This is a genomic window from Variovorax paradoxus, assembly GCF_040544635.1.
GTDB lineage: Bacteria > Pseudomonadota > Gammaproteobacteria > Burkholderiales > Burkholderiaceae_C > Variovorax > Variovorax paradoxus_R.
In genome coordinates, this window is record NZ_JBEPKJ010000001.1 from 606459 (window position 1) to 625251 (window position 18793).

Below are 18793 nucleotides of genomic sequence, written 5' to 3' on the forward strand. Positions count from 1 at the left end.
TGGTGTCCGACCGGACCCGCGCGCGCCGCATTGCGGCGTGCCGCGGGCCGGTCGCCCGCAAATATTCACCGACGGCCCGAGGGCCGTGTGCGAGTCAATGAGGAAGTTTCATGGGCGATGGGTTTGCAGTGCTGGGCGAGCGCTCCGTGGCCGAGCACACCGAATGGGTACAGCGGCAGATCCGCGCGAGTCCCCAGAACGCCAGCCTGCGGCTTGCCCTGTGCCACTTTCTCGCGCTGCGGGGCGAGTGGCAGCGGGCTGAAGACCAGCTCAAGCTCGCCGCGAAGATCGATCCTTCCTTCGCTCCGGCCAGTGCCACCTGTGCGATGGCCCTGGCCGCCGAGCGTCACAGAACCGAATTCTGGAACGGCGGCCGTGCGCCGACCGTCATTGCCGGCCAGGCCGATTGGGTCGCGGGGCTGATTGCCGCCGCGGCGCTGCCGGTCGCCCAGGCCGCCGAAGCGGCCGACCTGCGCGAAGACGCGCGGCAGGCCGCGCCTGCATTGCAAGGCACCTTGAGCTGCGTCGACCGATCGGACTCCCGCGCCGTGCAGGCGATCGACGGCGAGCCGGTGGAGAGCAGCGAGTTCGCTTGGCTCTGCGATGGCGACGTGCGCATTGGCGCCGTGCTCGAGCTCCTCACGCCTTCGGGCTATGCGTGGCTGCCGCTGCCGGCGGTGCGGCGCCTGAAGTTTTCCCGTCCGCAGCACCTGGTCGACCTGCTCTGGGCGCCGGCCGAGATCGTGCTGCACGACGGCCGTGGACTCAACGGCCTGGTGCCGGTCCGCTACCCCGGCGCGCTCGAGGCGCTGGACGACGAAACAATGCTGGGCCGCCGCACCGATTGGCAGCCGCTGGCCGGCGAAGAGCAGTACGCCGGCACAGGCCAGCGCACGCTGATCAGCGAAGCCGGCGACCATTCGCTGCTCGACATCCGGCTTGTCGAGTTCGCCGCCGCGGAGGATGTTGCGCAGTGAGTTCCCTCCTGCCCGCCAGCCGTTCGGCCATGGATATCGCCGACGGCGACCAGCAAGAGAGCGTTGCACGCGACCGCCTGCAGCCGGTGCTGCTCGACCGCCTGACCGACAAGCAGCCGCAAAGCCGCCAGGAGCGCGCGGGTGCGTTCCTGATGAGCGGCAAGCTGCTGCGCGATTCTGTGCTGCGCGACCTGCAATGGCTGCTCAACACCACCAATTTCGGCGCCGACCACACCATCAACGCCATGCCTCGTGCGCGGCGCTCGGTGGTCAACTACGGCGTGCGCGGCTGGGCCGGCGGACGCATGTCGGAGGTCGACTTCACGGACGTCGAGGCCGCCATCCGCGCCGCCATCATCGACTTCGAGCCGCGCATCATGAAAGACAGCATCGACGTGCGCTGCGTTACCGATGCCACCGACCTGGAGCACCACAACCTGCTCGCGCTCGAGATTCGCGGCACGCTGTGGTCGGTGCCTTACCCCATCGAATTCATCCTGCGCTCCGAGCTCGATCTCGAAAGCGGCCACATGATCCTGCGCCCGACGGGAGGGCTCTGATGGACGCGCGGCTGCTCGACTACTACAACCGCGAGCTCACCTACATGCACGAGCTCGGCGCCGAGTTCGCGCAGCGCTACCCGAAGATTGCCGGGCGGCTGGGCATGCGCGGCATCGAGGTCAGCGACCCCTATGTGGAGCGGCTGCTCGAAGGCTTCAGCTTTCTTACGGCGCGTATCCAACTCAAGATGGATGCGGAGTTTCCGCGCTTCTCGCAGCGGCTGCTGGAGGTGGTGTACCCGAACTTTCTTGCGCCGCTGCCCGCGATGGGCGTGGTGCAGATCGACGGCAACCTCAACGAAGGCTCGCTGAAGGCCGGCTACGAACTGCCGCGCCACACCATCCTGCGCGGCCGCATGATCAAGGGCGAGCAGACGGCCTGTGAATTTCGCACCGGCCACGCGGTCACGCTGTGGCCCATCAAGATCACCGAGGCGAGCATCGGCCCCGTGCCGGCGGAAATCGCACACGCCATGCCGGCCGTTGCGCGGCAGGCCAAGAGCGCGATCACCATCAAGCTCGAAGCGGTGGGCGGCGCCAGGTTTGCCGAGATGCCGCTCGACCGGCTCGAGTTCTTTCTTTCAGGCGCCGAACTGCATGCGCTGCGCGTGCTCGAACTGGCGGTGCACCACAGCGTGGGCACCGTGTGCCGCAGCGGCCCGGGCAGCACGGCGCGCATCGTGCCGCTGGGCGACGAGGCCATTCGCCACGAAGGCTTCGATCCCGACCAGTCGCTGCTGCCTTACGACGCGCGTTCGTTCCAGGGTTACCGGCTGCTGCACGAGTACTTCGCCTTTCCCGACCGCTACCTGTTCTTCAGCGTGAAGAACCTGCGCGCCGCGGCCGCAGCCATGAGCGGCACCACGATGGAAATCGTGATCCTGCTCGACCGCGCCGACGGCGACCTGGAGCGGCTCGTCGATGCGCGGCATTTCTCGCTGTTTTGCACGCCCATCATCAACCTGGTGCCGCGCCGAAGCGACCGCATTCCGGTCGGGCCCGGACAGCACGAGCACCATGCGGTGATCGACCGCACGCGCCCGCGCGACTTCGAGATATTCACCGTCGAGCGCGTCACGGGTCACATGGCGAGCGGTTCGGAAGAGCGGGAGTTCAGGCCCTTCCTGGGATCGTTCGCGGCCGACGACGGCGACTTCGGTTCGTACTTCTCGCTGCGCCGCGAGCCGCGCCTGGTGTCCGACCGCGCACGCGCGCAGGGCACGCGCACCAGCTACACCGGCAGCGAGGTGTACGTGTCGCTGGTCGACCAGCACGACGCGCCCTTTCCGCACAGCCTGAGGCACATCACGATCGATGCGCTGTGCACCAACCGCGACCTGCCACTGCTGCTGCCGACCGGGCTGGAGTCCGATTTCACATTGCGCGTTTCCGCGCCCGTGCGCGCCGTGCGCATACTGCGCGGCCCGTCGCGGCCGTACCCCGCGCTGGCGGAAGGCGCGCTCACCTGGCGCCTGATCAGCCACCTCGGGCTCAACTACCTGAGCCTGACCGACGTCGATGCCAACCAAGGCGCGGCTGCCCTGCGCGAGATGCTCGACCTGTACGGCAACCTGGCCGAGCCGTCGGTGCGCCGGCAGATCCAGGGCGTGCGTTCGATGGCGTTGGCGCCCGTGTTCCGGCGACTGCCCGAGCCGGGCCCGATCGTCTTCGGGCGCGGCGTGGAAATTGCGCTGAAGATCGACGAGGTCGCTTTCTCGGGTTCGAGTCCTTATCTCTTCGGCGCCGTGCTGGAGCAGTTCTTCAGCCGGCATGTGTCGCTCAACGCGTTCACCGAGTTCGCGCTCTCCAGCCTGCAGCGCGGAGAAATCGCGCGGTGGATGCCGCGCATTGGACGCCGCCCCGCCGTATGAGTGCCCTGGACTTCACCGACGATTCACCGGCGCCGCCGGCGGTGACCGATCCACCAGGCGCGCCTGTCAACACGGCGCGGCGCGGCGCACCGGAGGCCGACCCTGTCTTGTGGGCCGGCCTCGTCGACCAGCCTTTCGAGCACGACCTCTTCATGCTGCTGCGCCGGCTCGATGCGCAAGGCGGCCATCCCTTGCTGGGCCGCGCGCCGCGCCCGCTCGACGAGCCGCTGCGCCTCGGGCAAGAGCCGTCGATGGCGTTTGCGCCGTCGAATGTTTCCGGTGTCGATGTCGACGGCGACGGCCCGCCGCGTATCTCGATCTACGGCTTCGGCCTGTTCGGTCCCAACGGGCCGCTGCCGCTGCACCTGACCGAGTACGCACGCGAGCGCAAGCGGCACCACAGCGACGACACGCTCAGCGCCTTTGCCGACCTGTTCCATCACCGGCTGATCCTGCTGTTCTACCGGGCCTGGGCCGATGCGCAGTCGGTCAACAGCCTCGACCGCCCCGACGGCCATCGCTTCGTCGACTACGTGGCCAGCCTCATGAACATGGGGCAGCCGGGCCTCAAGGAGCGCGACCGCATCGCCGACCATGCGCGCACCTTCATGGCCGGGCACCTCGTGCGCCAGACGCGCAACCCGGAAGGCCTGATCCAGATCCTCAAGTTGTACTTCGACGTGCCGGTGCGCGTCGATGAGTTCGTGAGCGACTGGGTGATGATCGATGAGCGGCAGGTGAGCCGCCTTGGCCTCTTCGGGCGCAACCACAAGCTCGGCGGCGGTGCCACCATCGGCCTGGCGGTGCGCGATGCGCAAAGCAAGTTCCGCCTCGAACTGGGGCCGCTTTCGCAGGACGAGTTCCGCGAGTTTTTGCCGGGCAGCAAGCGGCTCCAGCAGGTGGTCGACTGGGTGCGGCAATACATCGGCATCGAGTTTGCCTGGGAGCTCCGGCTCGTGCTCAAGAAGCAGGAAGCCCGCGGCATGCAGCTGAGCAGCGACCAGCGCCTGGGCTGGGGCAGCTGGCTCGGCACGCGCCTCTCGGACACCGATGCCGGCGACATGCTGTTCCAGCCCGAAGCACTGTTTTCCCGTTCCGCATCGGCAGCTTCCGTGGCGGCTGAATCTTCTTCCCTGGCCTTATGACCGATATTCGCCGCGTCTCTCTTTTCTCGAAATTGAACCCGATGCTCTACAAGGCATTGGAAACCGCCACCGCGTTCGCCAAACTGCGCGGCAATGCGTATGTGGAGCTGGTGCATTGGCTGCACCAGATCCTGCAGCTGCAGGACAGCGACATGCTGCGCATCGTCAAGCGCGCGGGCCTGAACATCGATGCGGTCGAGCAGGACCTCGTGCGCGCGCTCGACCGCCTGCCGCATGGCGCCACGTCGATCAGCGACATCTCCGAGCATGTCGACAACGCCGTCGAACGCGCCTGGGTGTATGCCAGCCTGCGCTTCGAAGCCACCTCGATCCGCGGGGCCTACCTGCTCGCGGGCATCGTGAAGACACCGGGGCTGCGGCAGGTGCTTTCAGGCATCTCGCGCGAGTTCGACAAGATCGTGCCCGACGTTCTCATCGCCCAGCTCCCCGCGTGGACCGAAGGTTCGCCCGAGGACGACTTCGATGCCGCAAGCAGCGTGGGCGCGGGCGGCGGCGCACCGGCGGCTGCACATCAGGGCGACGGCGCTCCGGCGGGCGGCTCGGCCCTTGCCAAGTATGCGAGCGACCTGACGGCCAAGGCGCGCGCGGGCGAGCTCGATCCGGTCTACGGTCGCGACGACGAGATCCGCCAGATCATCGACATCCTGATGCGCCGGCGCCAGAACAATCCGTTGCTCACTGGCGAAGCCGGCGTGGGCAAGACGGCCGTGGTCGAGGGCCTGGCTTCGCGCCTTGCCGCTGGCGACGTGCCGCCGTCGCTCAAGGATGTGTCGCTGTGGGTGCTCGACCCCACGCTGCTGCAGGCCGGCGCGGGCGTGAAGGGCGAGTTCGAGCAACGCCTGCGCCAGGTGATCGACGAAGTCGAGAAAAGCCCCAAGCCCATCGTGCTGTTCGTCGACGAAGTGCACACACTGGTCGGCGCGGGCGGCACGGCCGGTACCGGCGATGCGGCCAACCTGCTGAAGCCGGCGCTTGCGCGCGGGCGGCTGCGCACCATCGGCGCGACCACGTGGTCGGAGTACAAGAAGTACATCGAGAAAGACCCGGCACTCACGCGGCGCTTCCAGACCATCCAGGTGCACGAGCCCACCGAGCCCAAGGCGGTGATCATGCTGCGCGGCATTTCGGCGGAGCTGGAAAAACACCACGGCGTGCTCATTCTCGACGCCGCGCTCGAGGCGGCCGTGAGCCTCTCGCACCGCTACATTCCCGCGCGCCAGCTGCCCGACAAGGCCGTGAGCCTGCTCGACACCGCCTGCGCGCGCGTGGCCCTGAGCCAGCATGCGCTGCCCGCCGCCATCGAAGACCTGCAACGCCGCATCGAGGTGCTCGGCATCGAATCGGGCATTGCCGGGCGCGAGGCGGCCATCGGCGTGGGTGAGCACCAGCGCGTCGAAGACATCGCGGCCCAGGTGGCTGCGGCGCAGGCCGAGCTCGACCTGCTGGAGCAGCGGCGCCTGGAAGAAAGCGTGCTCGTCGAACGCATCGTGGCACTGCGCAAGCTGCTGTCGCCCGCGGCCGTGCCGGTGCAGGCAGAGGCCGCACCGGATGACGGAGCGGAAAGCGAGGTGGAAGGCGACGATGTCGAAGCATCGGCGCAGGCCGAGGTCGTGCTGTCCGAACCTGAGCGGCCACCCGAAGAGATTCGCGCCGAACTCAACGAGGCGCAGGACAAGCTCGTGCAGCTGCAGGGCGAATCGCCGCTCATCCTCGCTGCCGTCGATGCGCAGGCCATCGCCACCGTGGTGGCCGACTGGACCGGCATTCCCATCGGCCGCATGGTGCGTGACGACGCGCAGTCGGTGCTGCGCCTGGGCGAGATTCTTTCGGCTCGCGTGGTGGCCCAGCCCGATGCGCTGGAGACCATTTCGCGGCGCATCCGCACCGCGCGTGCGCGGCTCGACAACCCGAACAAGCCGGTGGGCGTGTTCCTGCTGTGCGGCCCTTCGGGTGTCGGCAAGACCGAGACCGCGCTGGCGCTGTCGGAAGCGCTGTACGGTGGCGAGCAGAACCTCGTCACCATCAACATGAGCGAGTTCCAGGAGTCGCACACCGTCTCCACGCTCAAGGGCGCGCCGCCCGGCTACGTGGGCTACGGCGAAGGCGGCGTGCTGACCGAGGCCGTGCGCCGCAGGCCCTACAGCGTGGTGCTGCTCGACGAGATCGAGAAGGCGCACACCGACGTGCACGAGATCTTCTTCCAGGTGTTCGACAAGGGCTGGATGGAAGACGGCGAGGGCCGCCACATCGACTTTCGCAACACCGTGATCATCATGACCTCCAACGTCGGCACCGACCTGGTCATGCAGCTGTGCGAAGACCCGACCCTGCGCCCCGACCCCGAGCCGCTGGCGGCCGCGCTGCGCGAACCGCTGCTCAAGGTGTTTGCGCCGGCGCTGCTGGGCCGGCTGGTTGTAGTGCCTTATTACCCGTTGCACGCCGATGCATTGCATCGCATCATTCGCCTTCAGCTCGACCGTATTGCCGCTCGCCTCGATGCGAACCACGGCATCGCGCTGGACTACGACGACAGCGCCGTCGAACTGGTGGCACGCCGTTGTACAGCCATAGAGTCGGGCGGACGGATGATCGATGCGATCCTCACGCACACCATCCTTCCGCGGTTGAGCGAAGAAGTCATCGGAGCCACGGTCAGCGCGCGCAAGCTCGCCGGCGTGCGGCTGTCTGCAGCGGGTGACGACTTCCAGTACGAATTTTCCGAACGCTAAGCGAAGAAAGGGAGTAAGCCATGGCCACCAGAGTTGTCAAAGCCCACACGCCGTTGGCAGAAGACCAGCTGATGTTCCGCTCGATGCATGGCGCCGAGGGGTTGTCGCAGCTGTTCGAGTTCGAGGTGGACCTGGTGAGCCCGAGCGTATCCCTCGACATGAAGTCGGTGTTGGGCAAGCCGCTCTCGCTTGAGATACTGACGGCCGGCGAGCCTCGCTTCCTGAATGGGCAGATCGTTCGCTTCACCATGGTCGGCAAGGAGGCGGGCAGTTCGCGCTATGTGCTGTACCGCGCCACCGTGCGGCCCTGGCTCTGGTACCTGACGCGCACCAGCGACTGCAAGATCTTCCAGAACAAGTCGGTCGTCGACATCCTCGAGGAAGTGTTCGCCGACTACAACTTCGCATTCGAGAAGAAGCTCAGCGGAACCTACCGCCAGTGGGAGTACTGCGTGCAGTACCAGGAGACCGACTTCGCATTCGTGAGCCGCCTCATGGAACACGAGGGCATCTACTACTACTTCAAGCACGAGAAGAACCAGCACACGCTGGTGCTCGCGGACGACATCGGCGCGCACGAAACCCTGCCGGGCTATCCCAAGATCAGCTATCTTGCGGCGGACCGCGACCCGGAACCTTTCCAGGAAGTGATCGACCAATGGCAGGTGACCGAGGAAATCCGCCCCGGCACCTACGTGGTGGACGACTACGACTTCAAGAAGTCGAAGGCCGACCTCATGGGCATGCGCAGCCAGCCGCGCGGAAATCCGCACGACACCTATGAGATCTACGAATGGCTGGGCGGCTTCAGCGAGGCCGAGCAGGGCGATCACTACTCGCGCATCCGGCTCGAAGAGGCGCAGTCGCAAGCCGAGCGCGACGTCGGCCATTGCAGCGTGCGCGGAATGGCGCCGGGCTACCGCTTCACCATGCAGAACTGTCCGCGGCAGGACGACAACCGCGAATACCTGATCGTGTCGGTGGCCTATTCACTGCGCGAAGGCGGTTACGAGAGCGGTGCGGCCGACAGCCACTACAGCTTCAGCTTCGCGGTACAGCCGACCTCCTACGCGTTCCGCCCGCCCCGCGTGACGCCGATGCCCCGAACCAACGGACCGCAGACCGCCACCGTGGTGGGCAAGGCGGGCCAGGAGTACTGGGTCGACCAGTACGGCCGCGTGAAGGTGCAGTTTCGCTGGGACCGCTACGGCAAGAGCGACGAGAACAGCTCCTGCTGGGTGCGCGTTTCCAGTGCCTGGGCAGGCTCGAACTACGGCGCCGTCAATCATCCGCGCAAGGGCCAGGAAGTGATCGTCGATTTCATCGGCGGCCATCCTGACCGGCCAATCATCATCGGCCGCGTCTACAACTCCGACCAGATGCCGCCGCTCGAGTTGCCGGCGAAGGTCACCGTGAGTGGCTTTGTGAGCCGCAGCCAGGACGGCACGCCGGCAAATGCCAACGAGTTCATCCTGGACGATGCGCCGGGCTGTGAGTTGGTGCGGATTCATGCCGAGAAGGATTTTGAACTCGATGTGGAAGCGGACGAGAGGGACACCATCGCCGGCGATCGCACGACCACGATCACCGGAAACGAAACGCTGACCGTTGGGGAGGCGCGCACCACGACAGTCAAAGCGGGCCTCGACCATGCGAAGTACCAAACCGGCTCGAAGCTCGAGGTGTCGGGCGGATTGACCGAGCATTTTTTCAGGGATGGCATCGAGATCACGACCGACAAGGGTGCCACGGAGACCGTGCAAACCGGCACTTCAACGGTTGAGGTCAAGGCTGGGTTGCGCCAGGAAACCTTCGACAAGGCCCTGCATGTGGACGTGAAGGAGGGAATGACCGAGCACGTCAGGACAGGCGACTCGCGGCTGGAAACCTGGGCGGGGAAGCGGTGGGAGCGCTACGAGACCGGGTGGGATCGGAAAATCCTGGGCGGTGGCGGCAAGGACGACGTGACAGGTGGACTGGAGGAGACCATCCATAGCTTTCACAACTCCACGGTCACCGGCCCTTACGTGGGCAAAGCCACAAGCATCCGTATCGAGTCCACCGAGGGTGACATCAACATCGTTTCCGCAGGGGATGTGCTGCTCGAAGGCGACAACGTCAGGCGGACGAACCGCACACACGTGATCGACACCGCGCCTTCGCGAGAGACGGAAACCACGGGCCTGAGCTGGTCGAAGAATGGCTCCATGGAGCTGTACAACGGTTATGCCGAGTTTCACAACGACAGGCAGATGGCCTATAGCTGGGCAAAAGCGGATTTCACCTATATCCATTCCTTTACATGGGCTACGACTTCCGTCACCTTTGCTGGATTCACGACAACGCAGTCGTTCTTCCATTTCTCGAACCAAGGCATGGATTTGGAAGCGCCAATCCTCAAGTTGATCACTTAGGCGTGGCTGAATCACACCCATTGAAAAGGCGAAGAAGCGAAATGCTAGAGGCGATGAAATGGGTCGCTCTTGCCTTGGCAGCCTTGGCGGCGTTCTTCGTCCTCCAGAGAGCAGTGGTCCGCAAGCTTGCCGGAGAGAGAAAAGCCGACGAAGTGCGCAAGAGGGGTGAGCCTGCGACGGCGGTGGTCCTGGATACCTACGATACGGGCAACCGCGTCGCGAGGTACTTCATCCTGACCCGGCTGACGCTTCGGGTGGATGGTTCGACCGGTAGCTTCGAGACGACGATCACCACGCCGATCAGTCCCGTGAAGCAGGCTGAGTTCTCGCCGGGACGCACGATCAAGGTCCGCGTGGACACAGGGACGCACGAGGTGGCCGTGGACCAGGCACGCCGGTGAGCGACGCACCATGAAGACCATCAAGCCTCTGCGGCTGAGTCTGCTGAATCGCCCCTATGCGCAGGCCGGAAGGAATTACCTGGGTGTGGCGGCGCTCGGCCTTGTGGGCCTTGAGCCGGAACCCAAGCTCTACTCGGAACAGGATCTCTGGCGAATCGCGTCCGAGGAAATCGGCACAGGCGGTGTCCTGGATCTGGGCTTGCCGAAGCTGGTGCCGGAATGGCTGTTGAGCGGCTATGGCCATACTGCCCATCAGGCCGACAAGACGACCTGCGCCGTGCAGGTGCGCGTCGGTAGCCTGGAGAAGTCGCTGATCGTTTCCGGCGATCGGTACTGGCTGGATGGCCGGGCGACGGAACCGCAGGCATTCGATCGCATGCCCCTGGACTGGACGCGCGCGTTCGGCGGCCCCGGCATTCCGGAGAATCCGCTCGGCACAGGCGCCGAGGAGGAACGGGTCAACGGTGTGCGCACCCGTCGGTTGCCCAATGTGGAGGCGCCGCACCAGCGCATGCGTTCACCGCGCGATGCCGTCCGCCCTTCGGGCTTCGGCGGCATCCCGCCGGATTGGCCGCAGCGCCTGCGTCTGCTCGGCAGCGACTATGGCGAGCAATGGCGCGAGCAGGACTTCCCCGGACTGGCACGCGACGCAGACTGGCGCTACTTCAATGCTGCGCCTGTCGATCAGCGGTGGGAGGGGCTGCAGGAAGTGCCGGCAGGCTTGCCCTACGAACTCTGGAACATGCATCCAGCCCAGCCCGTTCTGCGGGGATGCCTTCCAGACTGGCGCGTGCGTGCCTTCGCCAGCTGGAACAAGGACGGCAGCGCGCTGAAGGAAGCCGGCTTGCGGCTGACCACGGTCTGGTTCTTTCCGCACCTTGAACGGGCCGTGCTGATCTGGCACGGTGTTTTCTCGATCATTGAAGACGACGCGGCCGATGTCCGTCATCTGATGGCGGCCATCGAGATGCCGGATGCGCCGCGGACGATGGACCACTATGCGCCGGTGCTGGCCAAACGCCTGAACCCCGAAACCGCGATCCATGCGGTTCGCGACAGTGACCTGGCCCCCAAGTCGATCCTGGGCGCCCTGGAATTGGACGAACAGTTGCGGGCCGCGGAACGACCCTCGGTACGCAACGCGAGGGCGGGGGCGCGCCGCGCGTATGAGCAGAGGAAGCAGGTGCTCCTCCAGCGGGGACTCGACCCTGAGGTTCATCTGCCGCCTTTCGCGGAGTCGGAGACGTTGCCCGATCTAGATGACCTGCCCCTGTACCAGGAGCGATTGAAGCGGGAGTTCGAAGACCTCCGGCGCGCCAAAGGCGCAGTGGGTGGCGTTGGCGCCGACGGCGCGCAACAGAAGCCATCCGTAGCGTCGGGTTCGCAGTCTGCGGCCGTCGCTGCGCCCGCGATGGACGAAGACCTGCTCGCGCAGATGCCCGACGGCGGCGCCAGGGTTGACCCCGGCGAAACCATCCAACGTCTGCGCGCGCGCCGTGCAGCGGAGGCAGGTGTCGAAACCCGCTCCCCCGACGATGCCCAAAGACAGGCCGCGCAGGACGAGGCCCAGGTGCAGCGGATCCGCGAGTCTCACCGGCACATGGCGCACCTGCAGCCGGCGCCCCCGAAGGCGACGAGCTTCCGCTCCGCCAAATGGCGTCGCCGATTGGACCGAGCGCGCGACGGAGCGAAGCAATTCGTGGGCGCCAACCTGTGCGGCGTGGACCTCTCGGACATGGACCTGCGGGGCTACGACCTGTCGCATGCCAACCTCGAGAGCGCCGATCTCACCCAGGCGCGGCTGGACGGGGCCAACCTGTGCGGCGCGGTCCTGGCGCGCGCGACCCTGGCGCAGGTGAGCCTGGTCAATGCGCGGCTGGATGGCGCCAGTCTCGCCAAGGCCCATTGCACACGCGCCGACTTCACGGGCGCGAGCATGGACGGCACGAACTGCCAGGGCGCCATGTTCGACGAAGCGGTGTTTCGGCAGGCCCGGTTCCATGCCAACGAATTGCGAGACAGCCAGTGGTGCCGTTGCGATCTGCGCGAGTCCCACTGGTCGAACCTGGTCTTCTGGAAGGTTCGTCTTGAGCACCTGCGCTTCGATGCGGCGCAGTTCAAGCAGGTGATATGGATCGAATGCGCATTCGATCAGGTGGCCTTTGTGGGCGCGCGGCTGGACAGCTGCGGTTTCATCACGACCGACGCCAGCGCAGGCGTGGATTTCAGTGACGCTTCTCTCGAGGCCTGCAGCTTTGCGCATGGCACGGTCATGCCGGCTGCGATATTCCAGCGTGCTCGCCTGAAGCAGTGCGGCTTGAGGACGACGCGGCTGGAAGGCGCCGACTTCACGGGCGCGTGCTTGGAGAATTGCGATTTCTCCGAGTGCGATTTGACGCGCGCGCGTCTGGACGGACTGGTGGGAGGGGAGAGCCTCTTTATCCGCGCCAACCTGACCGCCGCTTCCTTGAAAGGGGCGGATCTGATCGATGCCAGCCTGGCCAAGGCCGATCTGAGGTTCGCGAACCTCGAGGGGGCCAACCTCTATCGGGCCGACGTTTCACAGGCATGGATCGATGCCACGACCTTGCTCGCAGGCGCCTACACGCAGCACGCCAAGCAGTGGCCGAAACGTCGTGAAGAGGCAGGTGCATGACGCGCGAGCAGTTGCTGGATCGCATTCGCAATGGCATACCCCTGCTCAATGTGGATCTCGGCGGTGAGAACCTCGAAGGGCTTGATCTCTCGGGTGCGCAGATGCAGGGCGTCAACCTCATGCAGGTGAGGATGGCCGGCGTGAACCTGGAGGATGCCAGCCTGATCGGTTGCAGTCTGTCGCAGGCGGACATGTCCGGCGCGCTCCTGAAGGACGTGCGTTTCGTGCGCTGCGGGCTTGCCGGCGCTCGCCTCGAGGCTGCGAACCTGTCGGGCGCACAGTTCTCGGAGTCGAATCTGGAGGGTGCCATGCTGAATCGGGCGGATGTCTCCGGAAGCGCCTTCTACAAATGCACGGCCAAGGATGCGGTGTTGAACTTCGGCCGTTGCGACCGGATGGCGATCTTCGAGACCACCCTCGATGGCGCCAGGTTGTCCGACGTGCAGATGAGCTTCTGCGTCTTCATGAAGTCCGATCTGCGTGCCATGGCCTGGGACGGCGGTTCATGCGACAGCTGCGTGTTCAACGAGTGCGTTCTGGAAGGCATGGATCTTTCGGGTCGCACACTGGTGCGCTGCCAGTTCACCGGGAGCCGGTTGCAGGGCGTCGACCTGTCCCGCGCCGTGCTCACGCAGAGCAACTTCAAGGGGGCGGCCATGCAGTCCGTCCAGCTCGCCGATGCCCACGGGGAGGCTGCGTTGTTTCCCGAGGCCGACCTCCGGGGCGCGAATTGCCGAGGCGCCAGGTTTCCGCGATCCGTGTGGGTCGGGGCATGCCTCGAAGGGGCAGACTTCACTCAGGCGCAGCTCGATCTCTCCGCGTTGCACCGGACCCGATGCCACGCCGCCGTGTTCGAGCGTGCCAGCCTGTCCGATGCGGACTTTTCGTACGCGGACCTGAGGGACTGCAATCTGCGAGGCGCGATCTTCCAGCGAACCCGCATGCACCATGCCCGGATGGCAGGGGCGCTGCTTTCCGCGCGCAGTGGAATCATCGAGGTCGACGAGGGCTTGCACAAGGCGCAGCAATGGTCGGCCTCACGTACGTGACCCGAATAGGGCATGCGAGGACATCCGGACTTTATTCAGAAGGGACAGCCATGAACGTCGTATCACTGCATCCGAATCCGCCGAGGGAACCATCCTCGGTCCACGTCCTGGGGCATCTCCTGGGCAGCACGCCCGACGGCCAGTGGACGGTCGTCGATGAAAGCGGCGCGACCTGGACCTGCCGCCGGGCCGCGAGCTGCCTGCTTCGACCCGAGCCGGGGGACACGGTGCTGGTGTCGGGACCGGATCGTTATCGGCTGTACCTGATCGCCGTGGTCGAACAGGCGGAGGCCTCGGCAAGCTGCATCGAGGCCGCCGGCGATGTCACCCTGACCGCCATGACAGGCGGGCGGGTCAGCCTTGAAAGCAGTTCGGAACTGCGACTGCATGGCGGGCGCATGCTGAACCTGGCGGCCTCCAAGGCCACCTGTGCCGTGACCGAGATGGACTTCTGCGCACAGTCGACCGAGGCCAGCGTCGGGCACCTGCGATTCTTCGGGAAGGCCCTGGAGTCCGTGGTGGATCGCATGGTGCACATGGCCCGAACGGCACTGCGCATCGTCGATGAGACGGACCAGTTGCGCGCAGGACACGTGGACCATGAAGCCAGAGAAACAGTGCGTGTCCACGGCAGGCACACCGTGGTCACGGGGCAGGACCTGGTCAAGGTCGACAGTGCACAGATCCACATGGGCTGACAGGCCCCGGACCCACTCAATCCACAGGAGATCCCATGTTCGCAAATTGTCAGTTGATGGGAATGGACCTCGCGTTTCCCGATGTGTGCAAGACGCCAGTCCCCGTGCCCTTTCCCAACGTGGCACTGGGGCCCATGGCGATTCCGAACGTTCCCAACATCCTGCTCATGGCCATGCCTGCCCACAACCTGGGAACTGTCACGCCCATCACGTTGGGTGATCAGCCGGGCGTTCTGGGAGGCATCATTTCGCAGACGTTCATGCAGCAGTCGCGCCACATCACCGGCGCGTTCACGGTTCTGACGAAGGCGCTTCCCACGACGCGGGTAACCAGCGTGTCTTTGCAAAACCGCATGAATATCGTTGGCATGCGTTTGATCCCGAGCCAATTCAAGGTGCTGGTCCTCGCGCCCTGACTGGTCACTCTAGGCGGCAGCGCGCACGGTCGCCGTCCCCGCCAGCGTCACCTGCTGCGGAAACCCCACCCACACCGCCAGCGCCGAGTAGTTGTCGCGCGACTCGTCGGCCTTGGCTTCGGCCGCGCGGCGCAGCAGTGCGAGCCATTCTTCGGCGCTGTCGGCCAGTTGCAGCGAGCGCTCCATCACCTGCTGGGAGATGAGCTGCCACAACCCGTCGGTGCACAGCAAAAATGCATCGCCGTCGGCGAGCCGCTGTGGCGTTGACACAGTGGTTTCCGCCGTCGCCCTTGCACCGAGCGCGCGGTACAGCAAATTGGTTTTCACAAGCCGCTCGCCGCCATTGACACCGTTGTCCATGGCGGCTTCGCCCGAGCGTTCCGACAGGCTGTGGTCTTCGGTGCGCTGCATCAGCGCGCCGCGGCGAAACCAGTAGAGGCGGCTGTCGCCCACGTGGGCCCAGCAGGCCTGGCCGCTGGTGCGGTCGACGAAGAGCGAGACGATGGTCGCGCTCATCCGGCTCTGGTCGGCGAGCTCCCGCTGCTTGGCGAGGATGGCGTCGTTGGCTACCGTCACGGCGTGCTGGATATCCTCTTTCTCCACCGACGGGTTGCGGACGAAGGTGTTGAGCGCGGTGTCGACAGCAATGCGCGCGGCCAGTTCGCCGCCCGCGTTGCCGCCGACGCCGTCGCTCACGACGAAGCAGGCGTTGTATTCGTCGAGGTGGTAGCCGATGGCGTCCTGGTTGCCGCTGCGCTCGCCCACGCAGGAGAACTGCGAGGTGGAAATGGGAACCGCGAAAGCACGGGGGGTGGTTTCAAGCACGGCGTGCCTCCTTCAGTCGCTCCATCTCCTTGTCGTAGGCCTGCTGGAAGGCCCGGCCGAAGACGGCCTGGAAATCGTCCTCGACAGCCGCTGTGGTTTCCGCGTGCAGCTTCTGCAGCTGGCGCCACAAGCGCGCCTCGCGGCCGCCGGGCAGCAGCTTCTCGCCCAGTCCGCCGTCGTGCGGCGTGGCGGTGTTCAGCGCCGTGGGGTCGAAGCGCTTCAGCACCGTGAGCAGCGCGGCGCGCATGCCGGCCACCATGCCGAGCTGGTGCGATTGCAGGTCGCCGAGCGCGTCGTGCACGGCGGCTTCGGGCGCCAGGAAGCCGGGCATGCGCGCGCCGAACATCTGCATCAGCACGGCGCGGCCGTTGGGAAGAATCTTGAAGGGGTTGTTTTCCTCGTCGACGATCATCGTGATCTCGGCGCGCACCTCGCGCTTGAGCATGGCGCGCGACGAGAGCAGCTCGATGGTGCCGTCAGTGAACGCACGCATGAGCCGGCCGAGGCGACGCATGGCATCGGCGTCCAGCGGCTGCTGGCCGGCCACGTCGGGCACGCCGGCACCTTCGAGAAAGGCCTTGAAGAGTTCGTCCGAGGAGGAGGCCGGCGATGCCAGTGGAGCCGCCGCGGCGGCCGCCGGCGGAGGCGCAACAGGCTGCGGTTCCGGCGCGGCCGGTTCGGGTGGCACGGCCTTCACGGGCGGTGCTACCTCCACGGGCGGTGCCAACTCCACGCGGGCGGCCGGAACCGGTGGCGGTGGTTCCGCAGGCGCAGCCGCCACCTCTGCCTTCATCGGCTTTGCAACGGGCGCAGGATCGAACGGCACCGGGTTCGGCGGCCTGAACTGCGCAGAAACTTCGCGTGCGTGGTTCGAATGGCTGTGCCCTTGCGGCGCGGCCGGCTTGGCCAGCAGATCGAGGGCGGGATGCACGTCGCTGAGCGGGTCTTCGTGGGTCAGCGAGGTCGGGCGCGGATCGGAAAGCGGCGAGGGCGCGTTGCTGTCGGCGGCAAAGAAAGAGAGCGGGTCCACGCCGCGCTTCAGCGCCACGTCGGACATGTCGCTCGCCGCATGCGGGTTCAGTTCGGCCAGCGGATCGACCGGGTTCCTGCTCGCCTGCGAGGGCAGCTCGAAGGGCTGGTGCGCCATGGGGTCGGGCATGGGCTCGGGTGCGCTCTTTTCGCGGCGCGGCGCATTGGCGAGGATGGCGTCCCAGTCAGCCGCGGAGGGAATCTGCGATGCACTCGTTCGAGCGCTTGCTGGCGGCGCTGGCACCGGCGCTGGCGGCGGAGCCAGTACAGGCGGTGCTGCCTGTTCTTTCGGCGCGAATGCCGGCGCGGCCGCAGAAGCTTCGACGCGCGGCGGTGCCGATACCGGCGCCGGCATGGCCACGGTGACGGGCTGCGCATCGCCGATGGGCAGCGCGCCCGCGCCGAAGAGGTCGGAGAACACATCGGAGACCGGTGCGTCCGGCGGCAACGAGCCCATGGGCGCTTGCGTCTGCGTCTGCGCCGTTGCGTTCGCAAAGGGGACATCACGCGAAGGCGTGGCAGGCTGCTGCGGCGGCGTCGACACGACGGGTGCGACCGGTGGTGCGACGGTGGCAGCGCGATGGCCGCTTGCCGCTTCCAGCACATAGCTTCCGATGGTGACGCGGTCGCCGTCGGCCACCGGCGATTCCTGCTCGTGCTGCAGCGTGCGTTCGTTGACGCCGATGGGCAGCACCGCGCTCATGTTGCGCAGCACCGCCACACCCTTGTCGTCGAAGCGCACGGTGGCCTGCAGGCGCGAGATCTGGCGCTGTTCGTCGGGCAGCACAAGGTGGTTGTCGGGGCTGCGTCCAATCGTTCCACCGGGCGCCGCGAGAAGCGCCGAGGCCCCCGACGTCACCGGCCTGCCGGCATGTTCGATCACCGTCCAACGCATGGCATCTCCATGTTCATGTCGAGCCGCGGCTCATCTCGACCGCGGCATTCAACGCTTCATTCGCTTGGCGGCTTCGAAGGCAGGGCCCCACACCGGGTGCTTGCGTTCGGCAACGCTCAGGTCGAAGTTGGGAAACGTATCGAGGATCTTGCGAAACTGCGTGCGGCATTCGGGCACCTGGTTGGCCACGCAGTAGCTGAATGCCTCGAGCTTCATTGCATCGAGCCGCGTGCCGGGCTCCGCGGCTTCGAACACCGACACGCCGCCGCTCTTGAGCGTGGTAATGGCCTTGGCATAGTCGCCCTCGTCATACGCCTGTTGCGCGCGTTCGAGCGTGGTGCGCGCCACTTGCTGGCTCAGGCGTTCGGGTTGCGGATCGGGCGCTGGCGTGGTCGTGCAACCAGCAACCAGAAATAACGCGAACGCCAAAGCAGGCAGACATGATTTCAATCTTCTCTCCTACCTTGCAAAAGGCAATGCTTGCGATAGTGTGCCGCTGTCATGCGACAGGCACGCGATGCGACACGGTTCGTGTGCACGACTTCGATAATATAGGCCGCGAACCTCTGAGGGAGATCTCATGCATCGACGAACCTTGCTTCAAGGCGCACTTGCAACCGCACCGTTGTTTGGCGGCCTCAGTGGATGCGCATCGACTGCGAAGTCGTTGCCCACACCGTACGCCGTCACCATTCGCATCGACGATGGCGTCAACCCCGACGGGCGGGGCCAGCCGGCGCCCATTCTCGTCAAAGTCTTCGAACTGAAATCTTCCGGTAACTTCGAGACGGCAGACTACTTTGCACTACAGGATCGCGATCGCGAGACGCTTTCGACGGAACTCGTGAACGCCGATCAAGCCATCTTGCGCAGCGGCGACGAGCGCGTCTTCAAGCGCGAGGCGGGGCTCGACTCGCGCGCCATCGGCATCATCGCCGGCTACCGCAAGCTCGAGGTTTCGCGCTGGCGCATCGTATTGCCGCTCAAGGAGCCAAAGCAAACCAACCTCTACAAGGTATGGCAGTTTTCGCCGAGCGAGCAAACCGTGCGCATCGCGATTCGCAAGACCGGCATCGAGTTACTACCAAGTCGTTAATTTCTCGGCGT

15 protein-coding genes are annotated in these 18793 nt (G+C 65.9%); 12 read left to right on the plus strand and 3 right to left on the minus strand.

All coding sequences use genetic code 11. From position 1 onward, the window contains the following. The first annotated feature begins 110 nt into the window (after positions 1–110). Genes ABIC94_RS02970 through ABIC94_RS03020 form a run of 11 tightly spaced genes read left to right on the plus strand, consistent with a single transcriptional unit; the run spans position 111 to position 14937 of the window. Positions 111–977: a type VI secretion system accessory protein TagJ gene (locus ABIC94_RS02970; protein WP_354371199.1), complete on the plus strand. Its 867-nt coding sequence runs from the start codon at positions 111–113 to the stop codon at positions 975–977. A gap of 29 nt (positions 978–1006) precedes the next feature. After that, a complete protein-coding gene (gene tssE / locus ABIC94_RS02975; protein WP_354371417.1) occupies positions 1007–1537 on the plus strand; it encodes a type VI secretion system baseplate subunit TssE in 531 nt (176 codons plus the stop codon). Then, on the plus strand, positions 1537–3408 hold the full coding sequence (tssF, locus tag ABIC94_RS02980; RefSeq protein ID WP_354371200.1) for a type VI secretion system baseplate subunit TssF: 1872 nt from the start codon (positions 1537–1539) through the stop codon (positions 3406–3408). The genes tssE and tssF overlap by 1 nt, the downstream gene beginning before the upstream one ends. After that, complete coding sequence (gene tssG, locus ABIC94_RS02985; protein ID WP_354371201.1) at positions 3405–4553, plus strand: type VI secretion system baseplate subunit TssG; 1149 nt, start codon at positions 3405–3407, stop codon at positions 4551–4553. The genes tssF and tssG overlap by 4 nt, the downstream gene beginning before the upstream one ends. Further along, positions 4550–7303, plus strand: coding sequence for a type VI secretion system ATPase TssH (tssH, locus tag ABIC94_RS02990; RefSeq protein WP_354371202.1), 2754 nt, complete (start codon positions 4550–4552; stop codon positions 7301–7303). The genes tssG and tssH overlap by 4 nt, the downstream gene beginning before the upstream one ends. A 20-nt stretch (positions 7304–7323) precedes the next feature. Then, positions 7324–9717, plus strand: coding sequence for a type VI secretion system Vgr family protein (locus tag ABIC94_RS02995; RefSeq protein ID WP_354371203.1), 2394 nt, complete (start codon positions 7324–7326; stop codon positions 9715–9717). 53 nt (positions 9718–9770) lie between these two features. Continuing rightward, positions 9771–10118 (plus strand): hypothetical protein, encoded by a 348-nt coding sequence (locus tag ABIC94_RS03000; protein ID WP_354371204.1) that lies wholly within the window; start codon positions 9771–9773, stop codon positions 10116–10118. Between the two features lie 10 nt (positions 10119–10128). Further along, positions 10129–12774 carry a DUF2169 family type VI secretion system accessory protein gene (locus ABIC94_RS03005; RefSeq protein ID WP_354371205.1) on the plus strand — a complete coding sequence of 882 codons (2646 nt, stop codon included), beginning with the start codon at positions 10129–10131 and terminating at the stop codon, positions 12772–12774. Beyond that, complete coding sequence (locus ABIC94_RS03010) at positions 12771–13823, plus strand: pentapeptide repeat-containing protein (RefSeq protein WP_354371206.1); 1053 nt, start codon at positions 12771–12773, stop codon at positions 13821–13823. Before ABIC94_RS03005 ends, ABIC94_RS03010 begins: the two co-directional genes overlap by 4 nt. 50 nt (positions 13824–13873) lie before the next feature. Continuing rightward, positions 13874–14521, plus strand: a complete 648-nt coding sequence (locus ABIC94_RS03015) for a DUF3540 domain-containing protein (RefSeq protein ID WP_354371208.1) — start codon at positions 13874–13876, stop codon at positions 14519–14521. Between the two features lie 35 nt (positions 14522–14556). Continuing rightward, the gene (locus tag ABIC94_RS03020) at positions 14557–14937 is read left to right on the plus strand and encodes a DUF4150 domain-containing protein (RefSeq protein WP_354371209.1); all 381 of its coding nucleotides are present in this window, start codon (positions 14557–14559) and stop codon (positions 14935–14937) included. Positions 14938–14946: 9 nt separating this feature from the next. On the opposite strand, the gene ABIC94_RS03025 is transcribed toward ABIC94_RS03020, so the two are convergent. From ABIC94_RS03025 to ABIC94_RS03035, 3 genes are read right to left on the minus strand one after another with little or no spacing between them, the layout of a single operon-like run. After that, positions 14947–15762 carry a PP2C family protein-serine/threonine phosphatase gene (locus ABIC94_RS03025; RefSeq protein ID WP_354371211.1) on the minus strand — a complete coding sequence of 272 codons (816 nt, stop codon included), beginning with the start codon at positions 15760–15762 and terminating at the stop codon, positions 14947–14949. After that, complete coding sequence (tagH, locus tag ABIC94_RS03030) at positions 15755–17686, minus strand: type VI secretion system-associated FHA domain protein TagH (protein WP_354371212.1); 1932 nt, start codon at positions 17684–17686, stop codon at positions 15755–15757. The genes ABIC94_RS03025 and tagH overlap by 8 nt, the downstream gene beginning before the upstream one ends. Positions 17687–17734: 48 nt before the next feature. Next, on the minus strand, positions 17735–18136 hold the full coding sequence (locus ABIC94_RS03035; protein ID WP_354371214.1) for a TssQ family T6SS-associated lipoprotein: 402 nt from the start codon (positions 18134–18136) through the stop codon (positions 17735–17737). A 130-nt stretch (positions 18137–18266) separates the two neighbouring features. Here ABIC94_RS03035 and tssJ point away from each other — a divergent pair, with 130 nt between their 5' ends. Continuing rightward, positions 18267–18782: a type VI secretion system lipoprotein TssJ gene (tssJ, locus tag ABIC94_RS03040; protein WP_354371215.1), complete on the plus strand. Its 516-nt coding sequence runs from the start codon at positions 18267–18269 to the stop codon at positions 18780–18782. Positions 18783–18793: the final 11 nt, after the last annotated feature.

Excerpts from the sequence above, each read along its gene's own strand:
- ABIC94_RS02970 (WP_354371199.1), top strand. The coding sequence starts at position 111 with ATGGGCGATGGGTTTGCAGTGCTGGGCGAGCGCTCCGTGGCCGAGCAC.
- tssE (WP_354371417.1), top strand. The coding sequence starts at position 1,007 with ATGGATATCGCCGACGGCGACCAGCAAGAGAGCGTTGCACGCGACCGC.
- tssF (WP_354371200.1), top strand. The coding sequence starts at position 1,537 with ATGGACGCGCGGCTGCTCGACTACTACAACCGCGAGCTCACCTACATG.
- tssG (WP_354371201.1), top strand. The coding sequence starts at position 3,405 with ATGAGTGCCCTGGACTTCACCGACGATTCACCGGCGCCGCCGGCGGTG.
- tssH (WP_354371202.1), top strand. The coding sequence starts at position 4,550 with ATGACCGATATTCGCCGCGTCTCTCTTTTCTCGAAATTGAACCCGATG.
- ABIC94_RS02995 (WP_354371203.1), top strand. The coding sequence starts at position 7,324 with ATGGCCACCAGAGTTGTCAAAGCCCACACGCCGTTGGCAGAAGACCAG.
- ABIC94_RS03000 (WP_354371204.1), top strand. The coding sequence starts at position 9,771 with ATGAAATGGGTCGCTCTTGCCTTGGCAGCCTTGGCGGCGTTCTTCGTC.
- ABIC94_RS03005 (WP_354371205.1), top strand. The coding sequence starts at position 10,129 with ATGAAGACCATCAAGCCTCTGCGGCTGAGTCTGCTGAATCGCCCCTAT.
- ABIC94_RS03010 (WP_354371206.1), top strand. The coding sequence starts at position 12,771 with ATGACGCGCGAGCAGTTGCTGGATCGCATTCGCAATGGCATACCCCTG.
- ABIC94_RS03015 (WP_354371208.1), top strand. The coding sequence starts at position 13,874 with ATGAACGTCGTATCACTGCATCCGAATCCGCCGAGGGAACCATCCTCG.
- ABIC94_RS03020 (WP_354371209.1), top strand. The coding sequence starts at position 14,557 with ATGTTCGCAAATTGTCAGTTGATGGGAATGGACCTCGCGTTTCCCGAT.
- tagH (WP_354371212.1), bottom strand. The coding sequence starts at position 17,686 with ATGCGTTGGACGGTGATCGAACATGCCGGCAGGCCGGTGACGTCGGGG.
- tssJ (WP_354371215.1), top strand. The coding sequence starts at position 18,267 with ATGCATCGACGAACCTTGCTTCAAGGCGCACTTGCAACCGCACCGTTG.